Origin of the sequence: Roseibium alexandrii DFL-11 (assembly GCF_000158095.2) — a bacterium.
Taxonomy (GTDB): domain Bacteria; phylum Pseudomonadota; class Alphaproteobacteria; order Rhizobiales; family Stappiaceae; genus Roseibium; species Roseibium alexandrii.
In genome coordinates, this window is record NZ_CM011002.1 from 3,680,203 (window position 1) to 3,697,196 (window position 16,994).

General features: G+C 56.5%; 16 protein-coding genes (1 of these 16 running past the window's edge). 5 read left to right on the top strand and 11 right to left on the bottom strand.

The features are described 5' to 3' along the window. From SADFL11_RS16880 to SADFL11_RS16905, 6 genes are all read right to left on the bottom strand, one after another. Positions 1-443 carry the 5' portion of a dihydropteroate synthase gene (locus SADFL11_RS16880; RefSeq protein ID WP_008194184.1) on the bottom strand. Its footprint begins 442 nt before the window's first position, so the window shows 443 of its 885 coding nt (coding positions 1-443); the start codon lies at positions 441-443; its stop codon lies off the left edge, out of view. A gap of 72 nt (positions 444-515) precedes the next feature. Next, entirely contained in the window at positions 516-932 is a 417-nt protein-coding gene (locus SADFL11_RS16885) for a dihydroneopterin aldolase (RefSeq protein ID WP_008193436.1), read from the bottom strand. A 93-nt stretch (positions 933-1,025) separates the two neighbouring features. Then, entirely contained in the window at positions 1,026-2,198 is a 1,173-nt protein-coding gene (gene uxuA, locus SADFL11_RS16890) for a mannonate dehydratase (RefSeq protein WP_008190727.1), read from the bottom strand. An 81-nt stretch (positions 2,199-2,279) separates the two neighbouring features. Beyond that, a complete protein-coding gene (locus tag SADFL11_RS16895; protein ID WP_008196601.1) occupies positions 2,280-3,020 on the bottom strand; it encodes an FCD domain-containing protein in 741 nt (246 codons plus the stop codon). Beyond that, positions 3,017-4,840 (bottom strand): glycoside hydrolase family 2 protein, encoded by a 1,824-nt coding sequence (locus tag SADFL11_RS16900; protein ID WP_008189855.1) that lies wholly within the window; start codon positions 4,838-4,840, stop codon positions 3,017-3,019. The genes SADFL11_RS16895 and SADFL11_RS16900 overlap by 4 nt, the downstream gene beginning before the upstream one ends. A 21-nt stretch (positions 4,841-4,861) precedes the next feature. Continuing rightward, on the bottom strand, positions 4,862-5,845 hold the full coding sequence (locus tag SADFL11_RS16905) for a TRAP transporter substrate-binding protein (protein ID WP_008189193.1): 984 nt from the start codon (positions 5,843-5,845) through the stop codon (positions 4,862-4,864). 237 nt (positions 5,846-6,082) lie between these two features. Here SADFL11_RS16905 and SADFL11_RS16910 point away from each other — a divergent pair, with 237 nt between their 5' ends. Genes SADFL11_RS16910 through uxaC form a run of 5 tightly spaced genes read left to right on the top strand, consistent with a single transcriptional unit; the run spans position 6,083 to position 13,182 of the window. Next, on the top strand, positions 6,083-6,607 hold the full coding sequence (locus SADFL11_RS16910; protein WP_040452695.1) for a TRAP transporter small permease: 525 nt from the start codon (positions 6,083-6,085) through the stop codon (positions 6,605-6,607). Between the two features lie 18 nt (positions 6,608-6,625). Then, the gene (locus SADFL11_RS16915; protein ID WP_008189343.1) at positions 6,626-7,927 is read left to right on the top strand and encodes a TRAP transporter large permease; all 1,302 of its coding nucleotides are present in this window, start codon (positions 6,626-6,628) and stop codon (positions 7,925-7,927) included. An 8-nt stretch (positions 7,928-7,935) separates the two neighbouring features. Beyond that, on the top strand, positions 7,936-10,314 hold the full coding sequence (locus SADFL11_RS16920) for a glycoside hydrolase family 31 protein (protein ID WP_008191918.1): 2,379 nt from the start codon (positions 7,936-7,938) through the stop codon (positions 10,312-10,314). Between the two features lie 11 nt (positions 10,315-10,325). Continuing rightward, entirely contained in the window at positions 10,326-11,753 is a 1,428-nt protein-coding gene (locus SADFL11_RS16925) for a mannitol dehydrogenase family protein (RefSeq protein WP_008194693.1), read from the top strand. Between the two features lie 16 nt (positions 11,754-11,769). After that, positions 11,770-13,182 carry a glucuronate isomerase gene (gene uxaC, locus SADFL11_RS16930; RefSeq protein WP_008193355.1) on the top strand — a complete coding sequence of 471 codons (1,413 nt, stop codon included), beginning with the start codon at positions 11,770-11,772 and terminating at the stop codon, positions 13,180-13,182. 6 nt (positions 13,183-13,188) lie between these two features. Here the strand turns inward: uxaC and SADFL11_RS16935 are convergent, their stop codons facing one another. The 5 genes from SADFL11_RS16935 to SADFL11_RS16955 are packed head-to-tail and all read right to left on the bottom strand — an operon-like array spanning position 13,189 to position 16,956. After that, positions 13,189-13,584, bottom strand: coding sequence for a RidA family protein (locus SADFL11_RS16935; RefSeq protein WP_008192058.1), 396 nt, complete (start codon positions 13,582-13,584; stop codon positions 13,189-13,191). A 43-nt stretch (positions 13,585-13,627) separates the two neighbouring features. Next, the gene (locus SADFL11_RS16940; RefSeq protein WP_008195321.1) at positions 13,628-14,317 is read right to left on the bottom strand and encodes an ABC transporter ATP-binding protein; all 690 of its coding nucleotides are present in this window, start codon (positions 14,315-14,317) and stop codon (positions 13,628-13,630) included. After that, positions 14,314-15,063 carry an ABC transporter ATP-binding protein gene (locus SADFL11_RS16945; RefSeq protein WP_008195031.1) on the bottom strand — a complete coding sequence of 250 codons (750 nt, stop codon included), beginning with the start codon at positions 15,061-15,063 and terminating at the stop codon, positions 14,314-14,316. The genes SADFL11_RS16940 and SADFL11_RS16945 overlap by 4 nt, the downstream gene beginning before the upstream one ends. Beyond that, positions 15,056-16,039 carry a branched-chain amino acid ABC transporter permease gene (locus SADFL11_RS16950; protein ID WP_008195151.1) on the bottom strand — a complete coding sequence of 328 codons (984 nt, stop codon included), beginning with the start codon at positions 16,037-16,039 and terminating at the stop codon, positions 15,056-15,058. Before SADFL11_RS16950 ends, SADFL11_RS16945 begins: the two co-directional genes overlap by 8 nt. Beyond that, positions 16,036-16,956, bottom strand: coding sequence for a branched-chain amino acid ABC transporter permease (locus SADFL11_RS16955; RefSeq protein WP_008189987.1), 921 nt, complete (start codon positions 16,954-16,956; stop codon positions 16,036-16,038). Before SADFL11_RS16955 ends, SADFL11_RS16950 begins: the two co-directional genes overlap by 4 nt. Positions 16,957-16,994: the final 38 nt, after the last annotated feature.

The following is a 16,994-nucleotide window of genomic DNA, read 5'->3' on the forward strand; positions in this document are numbered from 1 at the left end:
TAAAAACTCTTGTCGTCGACCCGGCCCGTCAGGTTGACCACTCCGGCACCTGCTTCCAGCAGAGCGACGGCGACTTCCGGATGATAGGTTTCAACGGACACAAGAATATTCTCATCCGCGAGCGCCGACACGGCCGGCCGCATGCGGTCAATCTGGCGTTCTATTGAAACAATGTCCGCTGTATCACCCGTCGATTCGCCGCCAATGTCCACCATGGCAGCGCCTTCAAGGGTCATGCGGCGCCCCCGGTAAAGGGCGGCCTGGAGAGTGTGGCATACCGTTTCCCGGTAGGAGCTGTCCGGAGACAGGTTCAAAACCCCCATTTGATAGGTTCGGTCCTCAAATTTTTTTCCAAATTTTGGAAAGTCAAAGGTTCGGATCGGGGTTTCCAGCGCTTCCCGGTATTTTAGCCAAAGGGGAAGAACACGGTCTGCGGAAATCATTTAAAAGTATCTCCTGGAAGGGAAAAGACGTGTACCGGCATGCAGATAGTCCCGTGCCTTGCACCGGCAAGGTCAGGCGCTGCGCTTGCGTGAAATCCGGATGCCGACGCCGGCTGCGTCTTCAAAGATTTCAGGTTTTGTCGCCTTGACCGTCACGAAATCCGCAAGCGGGTTCTGCAGGGCAAAAGCTGCTACCGCCTCGACCCATTCTTCAACCAGCTCAACATGACCGCCATTGGCGGCTTTGTCCTGAATGAAAAATACTGTGTCTGCATAAGAGACATAGGATCCCGTCTCGGCGACGATCTTGCGGTAATCGGGGACTGTCCGGATTTCGACATCAAAACGGAGCCCTTGTGTTCGGCCCTTTTCGCTGTCCAGAACGCCAATTTCGGCAGCCACAAGAAGACCTTCGATTACAATCGTGTCCCGGCCGTCCTCAATAATATCGTAAGTGATTTCGTGATCCGTATGTGCAGACATATCCATCGTGCCCTGCTCCTGCTTGCATGCTCGAGACAGGGATGGCGTTTTTATGCCCCATCGGTCAAGCCGCTCTCTCTTGCGAGTTTTCAGAGCGGTTTAACTAGGGGAAGCCTCATAGACATCAACAGTGCGCATGACACCGCGCAATTCAGCAAGTCCGCGCAGACGCCCGATGGCCGGGTATCCCGGTGTCGATGTCTCCTTCAAATCTGAAAGCATACGATGGCCATGGTCGGGTCGCATGGGAATGGCCTTACCCCTTTTACGCTCGAGCGTCCGCAATGCCCGAACGATTGCGACCATGTCGACGTCGCCCGCCAGATGGGCATCTTCATGAAAACTGCGCGGGTCCGCTTCGCGTTTTGTGGTCCGCAGATGTGCGAAATGGATCCTGTCGTCCAGGGCCTCAATAATCGCCGGAAGATCATTGTCCGGATGAACGCCGAGAGACCCAGAGCAGACCGTGAATCCATTGGCTTGAGATGTGTTCAGGTTTTTGATCCGGATGAGATCCTCACGGGTGCCCACGATCCGTGGCAAGCCAAACAGCGACCGTGGCGGATCATCTGGATGGATGGCAAGCTTGACCCCTTCTTCCTCCGCCACCGGCACAACAATCTCCAGAAAGTTCGCCAGGTTCTGGAAGAGGCTCTCCTTGTCAATTGCCCTGTAAGCTGCCAAATGCTCCCGGAATGTGTCGAGCGTGTAGCTTTCTTCAGATCCCGGCAATCCTGCAATGATGGTTCGAACCAGACGGTCCTTGTCTTCTTCGGTCCGCTGATCAAGCCACGCTTCAGCAGCTGAAACATCGTTCTGACTGTAGTCGGCCTCAGCGCCCTCGCGTTTCAGGATAAACAAATCAAATGCCGCATAGGCGACGAATTCAAACCGCAAGGCGGTTGCCCCATCGGGCAATTCATAATCCAGATCCGTCCGCGTCCAGTCGAGCACCGGCATGAAGTTGTAGCAGATCGTGCGGATGTTCTCGCGAGCCAGTGCCCGGACCGTCTCAGCCCAGTTTTCCGCCCAGCGTTCCCAACCAGGTGCCCCGGTCTTGATGTCCTCATGGATCGGGATGCTTTCACACACCTCCCACGTGAGACCCGCTGCCTCAATCATGCGGCGGCGCTTTGCGATTTCTTCTTCAGGCCAATAGGTGCCGTTCGGGATTTGGTGAAGCGCCGTGACGATACCGGTTGCACCGGTTTGACGAACATCGCGCAGGGAAATCGGGTCATCCGGACCAAACCAGCGCCAGCATTCGATCATCGCATCTGTCTTTCTTTTTGTTTCATGCCGCCGAACACCCCCCAGTGCCTCTCGTGATCCAGAATAGTCTATCCAGCCACACTAATTCGATACAGCCGCGGGCTTATAAAGATACCCGTCAAATTCGGGGTCTCCCACATCTGAGAGCTCCAAAAGCGTCAGCCGCACATTCTCAAGGTGTTGCCACATGGCCTTACGCGCAGCTTCCGAATTGCGGTGTCGCAAGGCTTCAAGAATTTCAGCATGATCATCGAGCCACTTGGCCCGGTAGCTGAGATCAAATATCCGATCATGCAAGCGGGCCCACATCGGGCTGTTCTCGCGCTTGCTCCAAAGCTCTTCGACCTGTGCCACAAGGACACTGTTTTGGGTGGCTTCGGCGATCTGAAGGTGGAATTGCCGGTCAGCCAAATAATCTTCTTCGCCGTTTGCGATGGCTTTCCGTTCCAGTTCAAGCGTGTCTCGCAGCTGAACGATATCGCTCTTGGTGATCGTGCTGGCCGCAAATCCGGCAATGCTGCTTTCCAGAAGCTGGCGGGCCTGCAAGAGCTCAAAAGGGCCGAAATCAGGTTTCGGATTGCTCAGAAAAAGCTTCTCGCCGGCGGCAACATAACTCCCGGACCCTTTGCGCACGTCCAGATAGCCCTCAATTTCCAGCATGATGAAGGCTTCACGAACCAAAGAGCGGCTGATGCCCAGTTCCTCGGAAATCTGACGCTCTGTCGGAAACTTGTCGCCTGGCTTGTAACCGTCATGGGCGATCCGCCGCGCAAGGATCTGCGCGATTTCCTGATACCGGCGTTTGTGAGTGTCGCTGGTCATGATGCTTTCCTTGCATCCTCCTGACCGGCCGCAATCTGATGATAAAACTCGGCCAGGATATGAAATGCTTTTTTCTTGGTCTTCTTGTCGGCGGCGATCAGGCCTTTGTGATTGTAGCCATTTTGAAAGATGTTCTGACGACGTTCCACGCGGAAATCATACAAGATCCACGGCGACATGCCTTTGACATACGCAAGGTGCCGCAGGGTGGCAATCTGTTTGGTGTAGACTTCCGCCATGTAAGCTTCACTGAAAAGGCCTGTTTTCGGGCCCTTGTCGCCTATGACACCATCAGCCCCGGTCTCGGAGATGACCACCGGGCGATCCGGATCAGAGTTTTCGCCGATTGCCGTGAGGTCTTCGAAGTCTTCTTCATACCAACCGTAATACTCATTGAGGCCAATGATATCGATGTGCTGCGCAAGCCGGTCTTCGATACGGTTCTGGGCATGATTGACAAGGCAGGCCGCGGACGTGAGCCGTGTCGGATCGAGCCGCTTCGCGGTTTCAGCGAGGTTTTTCATGAAATCCAGGCGCGCGTCAGTGTCCGGATTCTCATTTCCTACCGACCAAATGACAACGCTCGCGCGGTTCCGGTCGCGCTTGATCAATTCGCTGAGCTGGTTTTCCGCGTCCCGGTAGGTCGCCGGGTTTTCGAAATCGATCGCCCAGTAGACCGGGATTTCCTCCCACAGGAGAAAACCTAGCTCATCCGCCATCTGCGCAGCCAGTTCATGGTGCGGGTAATGGGCGAGGCGAAGGTAATTGCATCCGAGTTCCCGGGCGTGGTCAAACCGGCGGCGGAGATCCGCCTCGCTGGTTACCTTGCCATCTGTTGCATCGTCTTCGTGAACAGAAATCCCGCGCAAGAACAGCGGTTCGCCGTTCAGAACAATATCGGTTCCACGGCGCTCAATCTGACGGAAGCCAATCCGGTCGCTGACCTTGTCCTCGCCATAATCAACGCCCGCGTCATAAAGAACCGGGGTCTCGGGGCTCCACAAGTGAGGTTGTGCTGCAAACTCCACGCGGCCGTGCCCGGAGGCATTTATGGGAATGGTCAGCTCTACGCACAGCGCCGGGATGGTTAGGTGAGCTATTTCGCTTCTGAGCGGGCCATCAATGGTTACTTCGGCACAGAGTTTGTTGTAGCTGCCGTCCGGCACCAGGTAGAGAAAGAAATCCTTGATCAAGCTCTTCGGGGTCTGGAACAGGCTGACTTCCCGGTAAATTCCACCGTAATTGAACCAATCCGTATTGCGCATTGGAACCCGGTCACGGGTGCGGGTATTGTTGACGCAGGCCATGATCCAGTTCCGGCCGGATTTCAGTTTGCCGGTAAGCTCAACACAGAACGGGGTCGAGGCACCGTAATGGTTGCCTATGAACTCGCCGTTCAGAAAGATTTTGCAGTCGTAAGCCGCCGCACCAAAGCGCAGAAACGTTCGCTTGGTCTCATCGATAACGTCAATGTCCAGGGGGCGGGTGTACCAGGCACTGCCCTCAAAGAAATACCATTTTTCCTTCAGCATGGCCCAGTTGGACGGGACAGGAACGGTTTCCCCCATATAAGGGTCGTAGTCCCAGGGCTCGGTCCGGTTCTCAGGTGCGTCCGGCAGCATGGAAAACCATTTCTGCCGAAGGCCGGTGTCGAGAAGATCGACGCAAAAAGTCCAATCGCCATCCAGGCTGTCCGATGCCCGTCCGCCCATAAAGATCAGGCCCTCATGGTTCAAAGACTGGGTGTTAAACGGAACATCATAGTCTTCGTCATGCAGCGCCTGCAGCGCGTTGTCGGCAAGATGTGAGCGTTCGAGCATCGGTCAGGTCCTGGCAGCAGTTTATTGCGGAGCGATCTCTTTGATGCGCTTGATGAGGTCTGCAACTTTTTCAGATTTGGCGGCAGCTTCTTCATGCATCGGGAGGACAGCTTCGATGAATGGGCCTTTTTCAACTTCAACGAACTTCACACCGAGCTCGTTCTTGGCCGTTTCGATGCCCTCGGCAACCATGGCATCCCACTGCTCGCGGTGGAAATCCATCGACTCCTTGGCAGCGGTTGTCAGTGCATCCTTATGGTCGTCGCTGAGCTCGTTCCAGGACTTGGTGGAGATCATCACGACAGACGGGATCATGGTGTGACCGTCGTTAGAGTACACCTTGCTCACTTCGCCATGGCGGGCGGACGTCAATGCCAGCGGGTTGTTCTCGGCACCATCAACCACGCCCTGCTGAAGTGCGCTGTAGAGTTCACCCCAAGCAATCGGTGTTGGGTTGCCACCAAGCAGTTCGACCATGCGGATCGCGGATGGGCTCGGCTGTACACGGATCTTCATGCCCTGCAGGTCTGCCGGAGAGTTGATTTCCTTGTTGGCGTAGAACGACCGGGCACCTTCAACATAGTAAGCAACGCCAATGAAACCCTTGTCCTCTGAAGCTTTCAGGATATCGGCGCCGATGTCGCCGGACAGGACATCATAATAGTGGTCATCGTTGACGAAGATGTAAGGCAGGTTCAAAGCACCGTACGATTCTTCAAAGGCTTCCAGCTCCGAAGCGTTGGAGCGGGCCATATCGAGCGCACCGTTTTGCATCAGTTCCATGGATTCGCGCTGCGTTCCGAGCTGCGCGTTTGCATAGATGCGGATTTTCAGATCGCCGTTGGTCAGCTCCTCCAAGCGATCCGCCATGAATTCCATGGACTTGTGCAGCGGATGATCTTCCGGGTTGTTGTGATTGAGGCGTAGCGTCTTGGCGTTGGCAGCTGAGCCGAACGCGACGGCGCCCGCGGCCAAGAGAGCCGCAACCTTGATGAACTTCGACATGACTTCCTCCCAGGTGAGGGCTGGACCCGGCTCGGCTCCCTCATGGAACGTTCCGGTATACCCATTTCACGGCTTCAGACGCCGTTGAGGTCGAATTGTTCGTCCAATTTCGAAAATCAGTCAACCTTTTTTGCGAAATTGGTTGACCAATTTTGTTTCCTGTCGCAAGTGTAATGGTGCCAAGCGCATGCAAGCTCAATGCACCATGCACGCGATCGTCAGGCTGGGAGGATCATCGTGACTGCTTTAACCCGAGGGGTGGATTTCGTTCTGCGCCTCGTCATCACATCGGCTTTCGCCGTCCTTGTTGTCTGTGTCGTTTGGCAGGTCTTCTCGCGATACGTTTTAGAGAGCCCAAGCACCGTGACCGACGAAATGGCACGGTTCCTGTTCATTTGGGTCGCCCTTCTGGGCGGCGCTTACACTCTGGGCCAGCGGCGGCATCTGGCAATTGACCTTCTGCCCGTTGTAACGACCGGCAAAGCCAGATTTGCTGTCAACGCAGGCATCATCGGCGCGATTGCCCTTTTTGCCGGTCTCATCATGATTTACGGCGGCCTCGGATTGGTCAGCCGCACGCTGGAAACCGGTCAGGTTTCTCCAGCGCTCCGCATCCCTATGGGCTTCATCTACGTTGCAATCCCGTTTTCCGGAATTTGCATCCTCTATTATTGCCTGACGTTCTTCGCCGACCTTGTCCGCGATGGCCGCGGCCCCAATGAACAACTTGAACCGCCTGCCCCCGGCAGACCGCTGACCTAGGCCCTGAGGAGCTCATAAATGGATATCCAAGCCGTCGCGGTCCTGTTCGGGACCTTTGTGCTGCTCATGGTTTTGGGCGTTCCGATCGCCTTTTCCATCGGTCTCGCCGCCTTTGCGACTTTCCTCCTGTTCATGTCCTTCGACCAGTCGGTCTATATCGTCGCCCAGCAGGTGGCCTCGGGACTGGACAGTTTCACCCTGCTCGCCATCCCATTCTTTATTCTCGCCGGCAACATCATGAACCGGGGCGGCATTGCGCTGCGGCTTATTGAGTTTGCCAAGGTTCTGGGTGGGCGTTTGCCCGGCTCACTGGCGCACTGCAATGTTCTCGCCAACATGATGTTCGGGTCGATTTCCGGATCGGCCGTGGCCTCTGCCGCAGCGGTTGGGGGTGTCATGTCGCCCTTGCAGAAAAAGGAAGGCTATGACCCCGCTTACAGTGCAGCCGTCAACATCGCCTCCTGCCCGACAGGCTTGCTTATTCCACCGAGCGCGACCTTCATCGTCTATTCACTGATCACCAACGGGACCTCGATCGCGGCACTGTTCGTGGCCGGTTATGTCCCGGGGATCCTAATGGGTCTTTGCCTCATGCTGGTTGCCGGCATCATTGCAAAACGCAGGGGTTATCCAATCGCGCCGCGGCCCAGCACTCGCGAAGTCATCGACAAAACGCTCGGTGCCGTTCTGCCTCTTGGTCTGATCATCATTGTGATGGGCGGGATCATCGGCGGAGTTTTCACCGCTACGGAAGCCTCAGCTGTTGCTGTCGTCTACACACTGTTTCTTGCTGTTGTGTGGTACCGAGAAATCACTTGGCGCCAGCTGCCGAGCATCATTCTGGAAAGCGCGGTTACGACATCCATCGTGCTTTTGATGATCGGCTGCTCCATTGCCATGTCGAAAGCCATGGCCTTCGCCGACATCCCGTATGCAATCTCCGATATCCTTCTCGGCCTGTCAGACAATCCGCTTGTTCTTCTGTTGATCATCAACATCGCGTTGCTGATTGTCGGCACCTTCATGGACATGACCCCGGCACTGCTGATCTTTACGCCGATCTTCCTGCCTGTCGTCACAGACCTTGGCATGGATCCGGTGCATTTCGGGGTCATGATGACCTTCAACCTGTGCATCGGCATTTGCACGCCGCCAGTGGGTTCTGCCCTCTTTGTTGGCTGCTCCGTTGGCGGGGTCAAAATCGGAGATGTGATCAAGCCGATGCTTCCGTTTTACGCGGTGCTGGTCGGCCTGCTGCTGGTCGTCACCTACATCCCGCAGATCAGCCTGTTCCTGCCTCAACTGTTGCTCGGCTACTAGGGTCGTCCATGAAAGCGCTCAAAAACTGGACCCTGACCGAGCAGTCCGAGAATGGCATCAAGCTTCTTGTCGAAGGGCGGCACCAGCTTATCATCCAAGTTCTGGAGCAGACCCTCATCCGGGTGTCCCTTCTGAAAGACGGTGTTCACCGGCTGGACCGGACCTGGGCAATTGCCCCGAATGGCGATGTTCCCTGGGAAGGGCGCTCTCGCGAGGATCTCAGCGGTTTCACTTGTCCGGGATTTTCATTCACCCAAGAGAACAATCGGCCACAACTCACGACAGACTGTCTGCGTCTGACCGTCGAAACACCTTTGGCACTCGTCTGGGCGTGCCGGGAAACGGCAACTGCCGATTGGCAGGAAATCGCCCGGGACCGCCCGCAGGACGCCTACATGCTGGGCCGCCACGATCACCGGAAATCTCACTTCATGCGCCGGTTTGACGGCGAGCGCTATTACGGCCTGGGCGAGAAAACCGGTTCCCTGGAAAGGTCCGGGCGCCGCTTCGAGATGCGAAACCTCGATGCGATGGGGTATGATGCCCGAACCACCGACCCGCTTTACAAGCACATTCCCTTCACCATCACGGACCGCGGCCCGCTCGGCGCTTATGGGCTTTACTACGACACGCTCGCCCATTGCTGGTTCGATCTTGGGAACGAGAAGGACAACTATCACCCTGCATTCCGCGCATTCCGTGCCTCAGATGGAGAACTCGACTACTATTTTTCGTGGGCACCGTCTGTGCTGGAGGTCGTGAAACGCCAGCACTGGCTCACCGGCGGCACAGCCTTCATGCCGCGCTGGGGCTTGGGCTATTCCGGTTCAACGATGGCGTATACGGATTCGGAAAACGCCCAGGAACGGCTGGAAAGGTTTTTGGCAAAACTCGCCGAAGAAGATATGCCTTGCGACAGTTTTCAGATGTCCTCCGGCTATACTGCCATCAAGGGAAAGCGGTATGTCTTTCACTGGAACACGGATCGCTTTCCGAATGTTCGTGCGCTCACCAACGCCTATGCCGATGCCGACATTAATTTGATCGCCAACATCAAGCCGGTCCTTCTGGACGATCACCCGTTATATGATGAGGTCGAAACGGCAGGTCTTTTCATCAAGGACAGTGAGACCGGCGCTCCGGAGCAATCGCCATTTTGGGACGGAAACGGATCGCATCTCGACTTCACCAATCCGGAAGCCATTGCCTGGTGGCAGAATAATCTGAAAGAAAAGCTGTTCGACAAAGGCATTTCCAGCACCTGGAACGACAACAATGAATATGAAGTCTGGGACGACGAGGCTGTTTGCACCGGTTTTGGCAAAGAAATCCCCGTTGGTCTGATCCGCCCGTTGCACAGCCAGCTGATGACCCGCGCATCCTATGATGCGCAGGTCGCGGATCAGCCGGCAAAGCGCCCCTATCTGATTTCCCGTTGCGCCGCACCGGGTACACAGCGCTACGCCCAAACCTGGACCGGCGACAATTACACTAGCTGGGACACGCTTCGTTGGAACATTCCGATGGGCCTCGGGCTCAGCCTTTCGGGCTTTTACAATATCGGCCACGATGTCGGCGGTTTTGCCGGTCCGAAGCCGGAACCGGAGCTGTTTCTCCGCTGGGTCCAGAACGGGATCTTCCATCCTCGCTTCACGATCCACTCCTGGAATGACGACGGCACTGCCAATGAAGCCTGGATGTATCCGGAGATCACCCCGCTGATCCGCAAGGCTCTCAAGTTCCGGGCCCAGCTAATCCCGTATCTCTACACACTTCTATACCGGGCCGTTACCGACGGCGAACCGATGTTGCGCCCCTTGTGGCTGGATTTTCCTGAAGATCAGCTGGCGCAAGCCTCCGAGTTCGAGTTCCTTTTTGGGACCGATCTGCTCGTCGCGACGGTTATTGAAAAAGGCGCGGAGAGCCGCTCAGTTCCCCTGCCGGCGTGTACGGAAGGCTGGTGGGATTTTGCAGGAACAACGTGGTATCCGGGCGGGCAGATGTTGAACGTGCCAGTCAATCAAGACACTATTCCGCTATTCGTCCGTGGCGGCACGGTTTTACCGACGGCCGGTCCGAATACGCGCAGTACGGCACAGACTGACAAGACACGAACCTGGCGAATATACCCGCAGAACCCGGATGCCCCGACGCGCGAGAGCCGTGCTTATGATGATGACGGTGTCTCTGCCAATGCCCTTGCCTCAGACCATTGTCTGACACGCATGACCCTGTCACGAAACAGCGCAACGGTTATGCTGAACTGGTACATGAGCGGCACTTACAAGCCTGCCTATGATCAAGTCGACCTCTGGCTTGCTGGCTCATCTCCGCTAGTTGTCAACGGAGCTCCGACCAGTACGGAGACACCCCTTTTCTTTGTTTGAGTATTTAAATTATGTCCGTGAACCTCTCCCTCCCTGACTATGATCGCAGCCTACTTAAAATCCGCGTTTTTCATATCGGGTTTGGTGCCTTTGCCAAAGCGCATACCGCGGTCTTTCAAGACGAACTGTTGTGCCAGAGTAAAAGCGACTGGGGCATGGCGGTTGCCCGATTGAATTCGGGTGCAGACGAACTCTCCGCGCTTGATAAGGCGGGTGGTTTGTTCACGGTCGGCGAAATGTCTGACGATGCCCTTGCGCTTAGGCAAGTCGGTGCCGTGATCAAGACACTGCATCCCAATCGCGATGGCATCGACGCACTTATTGCCCAGATCTGTGACCCGGATCTACACGTCGTCACTTTGACGATCACGGAGAAGGGCTACGGCCTCACTCGCGGGCGCCTCGATCTTGAAAATGCTGGCATCGCGGCCGACCTGAAACAGCCAACCGATCCCAAGACGGCAATCGGCCTTCTTGTCGAGGGCCTGCGCCTGAGAAGCCAACGAAAGCTCCCCGGGCTCACAATTCTGTCCTGCGATAATCTCCCTGCAAATGGCAAACTCTGCGGAACGGCCGTCCTCGAGTTTGCCGAAAAGCGGGACCCCGAACTGAAAGACTGGATCTTCGAAAACTGCCGGTTTCCCTGTTCCATGGTCGACCGCATCACGCCGGCCATGACCGAGGCGTCTTTTGAGAAACTGGCTGGCGCGCTCGGCACATCCGACCCCAACGGCATCTTGTGTGAACCGTTCAAGCAGTGGGTGATTGAAGATAGTTTTGCCGGAGAAAAGCCAAACTGGGATCTGGCGGGCGCGCGTTTTGTTCCCGACGTCGAACCCTATGAAGATATCAAGCTGCGCATGCTGAACGGCAGCCACTCCTTCCTGGCGTATCTCGGCGCTCTTGCAGGCAAGGAGACGATTGCCGATTGCATGGCTGATCCTGTCTTCAAAACCGCGACCCAAAACCTCATGATGGGCGAACAAGCTCCAACATTGTCCGTTCCGGGTGGCTTCGATATCTCTGCCTACGGCGACGAACTGATCGCGCGTTTTTCCAATCAGGCCCTTCGTCACAGAACCACGCAAATCGCATTAGACGGCAGCCAGAAACTGCCGCAACGGCTTTTGGCGCCAATCAGACGTCATATTGAAGCAGACCGGCCCTGGCCGCTGTCTGCTTTGGCGGTCGCCGGCTGGATGCGATACTGCCGGGGCACTTCAGAGACCGGTGCAGACCTGCCCGTCAACGATCCGCATGCCAGCCGAATATCTGAACTTGTCGCGGGGTCAGACGATGAGGATTATGTGCTTAACATGATGTTGCTGGCCGGTATTTTCGGCTCTGATCTTCCAGCAGAGCCAGCATTTGTAAAGCAAGTAACACACGCCTACAAAACACTGAAACACGACGGTGTGCGCGCAGCACTGGCAGCGTAGCACCAAGGACCTTTTTATGACTGCACCCTTTCTCGGCCCGGACTTTCTGCTTGATACCGCGGCCAGCCGTCGCCTTTACCATGACGTTGCCAAGCATCTGCCGATTGTCGACTTTCACAATCATCTGGATCCGGCGGCCATTGCAAAAAACAAATCCTGGCGGTCGATTGGTGAAATCTGGCTGGAGGGCGATCACTATAAATGGCGGGCCATGCGTTGGAACGGGGTGCCTGAAGAACTCGTCACAGGTGCAGCGGACTATCGGGACAAATTCGATGCCTTCGCGCAGACCATCCCTCATTGCCTGGGCAATCCGCTCTATCACTGGACCCATCTGGAACTGCAGCGCTACTTTCAATGGGATGGCGTTTTCGGACCCGACACCGCGGATGAAGTCTGGGAGCTCGCCAATGCTGCCCTAACGCAACCCAGCCGCAGTGCCCAGGGTCTGCTGACTGCCATGAACGTTGAATATGTGGGCACGACAGACGACCCGACGGACGATCTTGCGTGGCATGCCGCTCTGAAGTCCGATCCGGACTTTACGGTTCCAGTGGCCCCAAGTTTCAGGCCGGACAAAGCCCTCGTTCCGACAGCCCCTGGATTTGCTGCCTATTGCCGCAAACTGGGCGAGGCCAGCGGCATTGCAGTCGACAGTTTCGATACGTTGATCGCAGCCTTGCTCAAACGACTCGACTTTTTTGTGTCTCTTGGCTGCAAGGCGGCGGATCACGGTCTCAACGATCTGCCGGCCTTTGAAAAGCGTCCTCCCCGGGAACTTGATATCATTCTGAGGAGCGGACAAAACGGCTGGCCCATGTCGGCACAAGATGCGGCTGACTTCAAAGCAGCCGTGCTGATTGAACTGGGTGAAGCCTATGCTGAGCGCGGCATCGTCATGCAGTACCACATTGGTGTCTTGCGCAATCAGAACTCCCGCCTATTCAGGGCTCTTGGCCCCGATGTTGGGGGCGATTGCATGTCAGATTCCGGGATCGGTGAGTCCCTCAATTCCGTGCTCGACCTGATCAATTCCCGAAAAGGCCTTCCGCGCACCATCCTTTATGCGCTCAACCCGATCCACAACGAGATGCTGGTGACGATTGCCGGTAACTTCCAGGACGGATCTGAGCCGGGGAAAGTCCAGGCAGGGCCAGGCTGGTGGTACAATGATCAGCTGGACGGGATGGAACGGCAGCTCACGCAAGTTGCCCAGATGGGCCTTCTCTCACGCTTTGTCGGGATGCTGACCGATTCCCGGTCTTTCCTTTCGTTCCCAAGGCACGAATATTATCGGCGGCTTGTTTGCCGGATGGTCGGCCGTTGGGTCGAGGATGGGTCTATCCCCGCCCATAAAGAGCTGAGCGACGGCCTTATCCGCCGCATCAGCTACGAAAACGCCCGGGACTGGTTCTTGCCCGAAGCATAAAAATCATCAACCGATCTCGGCCGTCGCCTCGATTTCGACCAAGGCTTCATCTTCGATCAGGCCGGCGACCACGACCATCGACATTGCCGGAAAATGGCGGCCCATGACCTTACGGTAGATCGCGCCAATTTCGCTCTGACGGGCGAGGTATTCCTTCTTGTCGGTCACAAACCAGGTCAAACGGACGATATCCTCCGCCTTACCGCCCGCTGCCAGAACGACATCAAGAATGTTCCTGAGCGCCTGTTCCATCTGACCGATGAAATCGTGGGTCTCAAAAACCTGATCGGCATTCCAGCCGATCTGACCGCCGATATGCAAAACGCCCTTGCGGCTTAATACACCGTTGGCATACCCCTTTGCCGGGGCCCAGCCGTCGGGATGAATGATTTTGTGGCTCATAATGCGTCTTTCTTATTTGCCCGGGACTTAAGAGACAGACTCCCTAGATCCCGAGATATTTTTCTCCGGTCTCCGCGTCCAAATCCGCCATCCGGCCTGACCAGACCGTTCGGCCCCGTTCCAGAATGACACCCTGATCGGCGACCTGCTGCAGCTCTTTCAAAGACTTGTCGACCAAGAGGATCGACAATCCACTGCTGTTCTTCAGATGGCTAATGGCCGCCCAGATTTCCTGCCGGATGATCGGCGCAAGGCCTTCTGTCGCCTCATCCAGGATGACGAGGATCGGATTGGTCATCAGCGCCCTGCCGATCGCCAGCATTTGCTGCTCCCCGCCAGACAGCGAGGCCGCCTTCTGGTTCCGGCGCTCGGCCAGACGCGGAAACAGCTCCGCGACCTTGGCGAAATCCCAGGTACCGGGACGAGCCGCAGCAGTCAGGTTCTCCTCAACCGACAGATCGGCAAAGCAGCGCCGGCCCTCCGGCACCAGCCCCACACCAAGGCGCGCGACCTTGTGGCTTGGCATGCCGCCAATCACCTTGTCCTTGAACCGGATTTCTCCGCCGGACGGTAACATGCCGCAAATCGTCTTGACGGTTGTTGACTTGCCCATGCCGTTTCGGCCCATCAATGCGACCACTTCGCCTTCGCCGATTGACAAGGACACGTCAAACAGTGCCTGACTGGGGCCATAACTGGCCGTGACATTGGAGAGAGCCAAAAGCGCGCTCATGCTTCGTCTCCCAGATAAGCATCGCGCACATCTTTGTTGGCGCGGATTTCTTCAACTGTGCCGGTTGCGATGACTTTGCCGTAGACCAGCACGCTGATCCGATCGGCCAATGCAAAAACGGCGTCCATGTCGTGCTCGACCAAAAGGATCGGCGCCTGATGGCGGAGATCGCCAAGAAACTCGGTAAGCCGCTTGGAGCCTTCCGTACCGAGGCCGGCCATGGGTTCATCCATCACGAAGGCTTTCGGCTTCAATGTCAGGGCAACGGCCACTTCCAGCTGACGTCTCTGACCGTGGCTGAGTTCTGCCGTGCGTGTCTTTGCATGATCTTGAAGACCGACGCGCTCCAGCGCTTCCATAGCGGTGTCCAAAAGGTCCTTGTCTTTAAGAACCGGCTTGAAAAATCGCCATGGGTTTCCCTGTCCCCCAAGCGCGCCCAGCACCGCATTTTGAAGAACAGTGTCTTCCATCGCGAGCGCCGAGATCTGGAAGGTCCGTCCGAGCCCGACGCGTGCCCGCAGTTCCGTTGGCAGATCGGTGACGTCCTCCCCCAACAGCTTCACCGTTCCGGTATCCGGCTTGAGACCGCCGCAGATCTGCTTGATCAAGGTCGACTTGCCAGCCCCGTTCGGTCCGATGATCGCGTGGATTTCTCCAGCCATCAGATCAATGGAAACATCGTCACTGGCCTTCAGCGCTCCGAAGCTCTTGGAGATGCCTTGCGTTGCGAGAATTGCCTCAGTCATGTGCCACCTCCCGGCCAAGCAGCATGCCGATGATCCCGCCGCGTGCGAACAGCACGACACCCAGCAACAGGACACCCAAATAGATGTGCCAGTAATCGGACAGGTCCCCGAGGATGTGCTCAAGCGCCACAAAAACTACGGCACCGACAACCGGCCCGTACAGCCGGCCAAGTCCGCCGAGAATAATGAAGATGATCAGCTCTCCGGACATCTGCCAGGAGAACATGGTCGGGCTGACAAACCGGTTGAGATCGGCAAAAAGAGCCCCGGCGAGACCCGTGATCGCACCGGACAATACGAACGCAACCAGACGCAAGCGCATCGGGTTTAGACCAACGGTTTCGACCCGGTCCGGCACTTGGCGTGCCGCATTGAGCGCAAGGCCAAAAGGTGATCGTTGCAACCGTGCGGCAAAGAACATCACCGCTGCGAGGATCACAAAGCACACGGCATAGAACTGGATCGGAACGAGTGTGTTCACGCCCGGAAAGCCATTGCGGACATAGATCGACAGGCCGTCTTCACCGCCATAGGCACTCCAACTGATCGCAAAGAAAAAGAACATCTGTCCGAATGCCAGCGTGATCATGATGAAGTAAACGCCGGAGGTTCTGAGTGACAAGAGACCGATGAAGTAGGCCACAACAGACGACAGAACCACGGCGACCAGCCAGATCACCGGCATGGATTTGGTGCCCTCGACAACGAACGGCCATTCCATCAATGGGGTGTAAGTCTGCGCATGATGGGCAAGGATACCCATTGCATAGCCGCCAATCCCGAAGAAGACAGCGTGTCCAAGGCTGACAAGGCCGCCAAGACCCAGGGCGATGTGCAGACCGACCGCCGCCAGCGCAAGAATGACAGCGCGGGTGGCAAGGGTCACGGTGAACGGCTCACCGGAATAATGCGCCCAGAGCGGAACGAGGGCCAGTGCGGCAAGCGCGGCCGAGTTGAACATTGTTTCCCGGGTCATGCGCGCGCTCCAAACAGACCGGTTGGGCGCAACACAAGGACTGCAGCCATCAGGATGTAGATCGCCATGGAGGCGATCGAAGATCCGATGGACGTGGCCGTTGCCGGACTGAAGAAGAGTTTCATCAGCTCAGGCAGGAAGATGCCGCCGAGTGTATCCGTGAGGCCAACCAGGATCGCGCCAATGAGCGCGCCCTTGATGGAGCCAATGCCGCCGATGACGATTACAACAAAAGCCAAAATCAACACAGGCTCGCCCATGCCGACTTGCACCGACTGGATTGCCCCAACGAGGGCTCCGGCAAGACCGGCAAGCGCTGCCCCCAGCGCAAAGACGATGGTGTAGAGCTTGGCAATGTCGACACCGAGCGCTGCGATCATTTCCCGGTCGTTCTCCCCGGCCCTAATCTGAATCCCAAGGCGGGTGCGCGAAATCAGAAGGAACAAACCGGCAGCGACAAGCAATCCAACGATGATCAGCGTAAGGCGGTAAAGCGGATACTCAATACCGCCCGGAAGCGTCACCGGTCCGGACAGCGCATCGGGAATATCCAAAAAGAGCGGAAAAGAGCCGAACAGCCATCGTGTCCCTTCTGAAAAGATCAGGATCAGTGCGAAAGTCGCGAGTACTTGATCCAGGTGATCCTTAGTATAAAGCCGCCGGATGACGACAAGTTCGACAAGGGCTCCGGCTATGGCAGCTCCGGCCAGCGCCGCAATCAATCCCAGCAGGAATGATCCGGTTGCTCCGGCAACAGCTGCGGCGCAAAAGGCCCCGATCATGTAGAGCGATCCATGGGCCAGATTGATCAGCCCCATCACTCCGAAGATTAACGTCAGACCTGCGGCCATCAGGAACAACATGATCCCGAATTGGAGGCCGTTTAAAATCTGCTCTATCAGCAATATCAAAGACATGCAGTTCCACCCGAAAGCTGGCCCCGATCGAATGACCG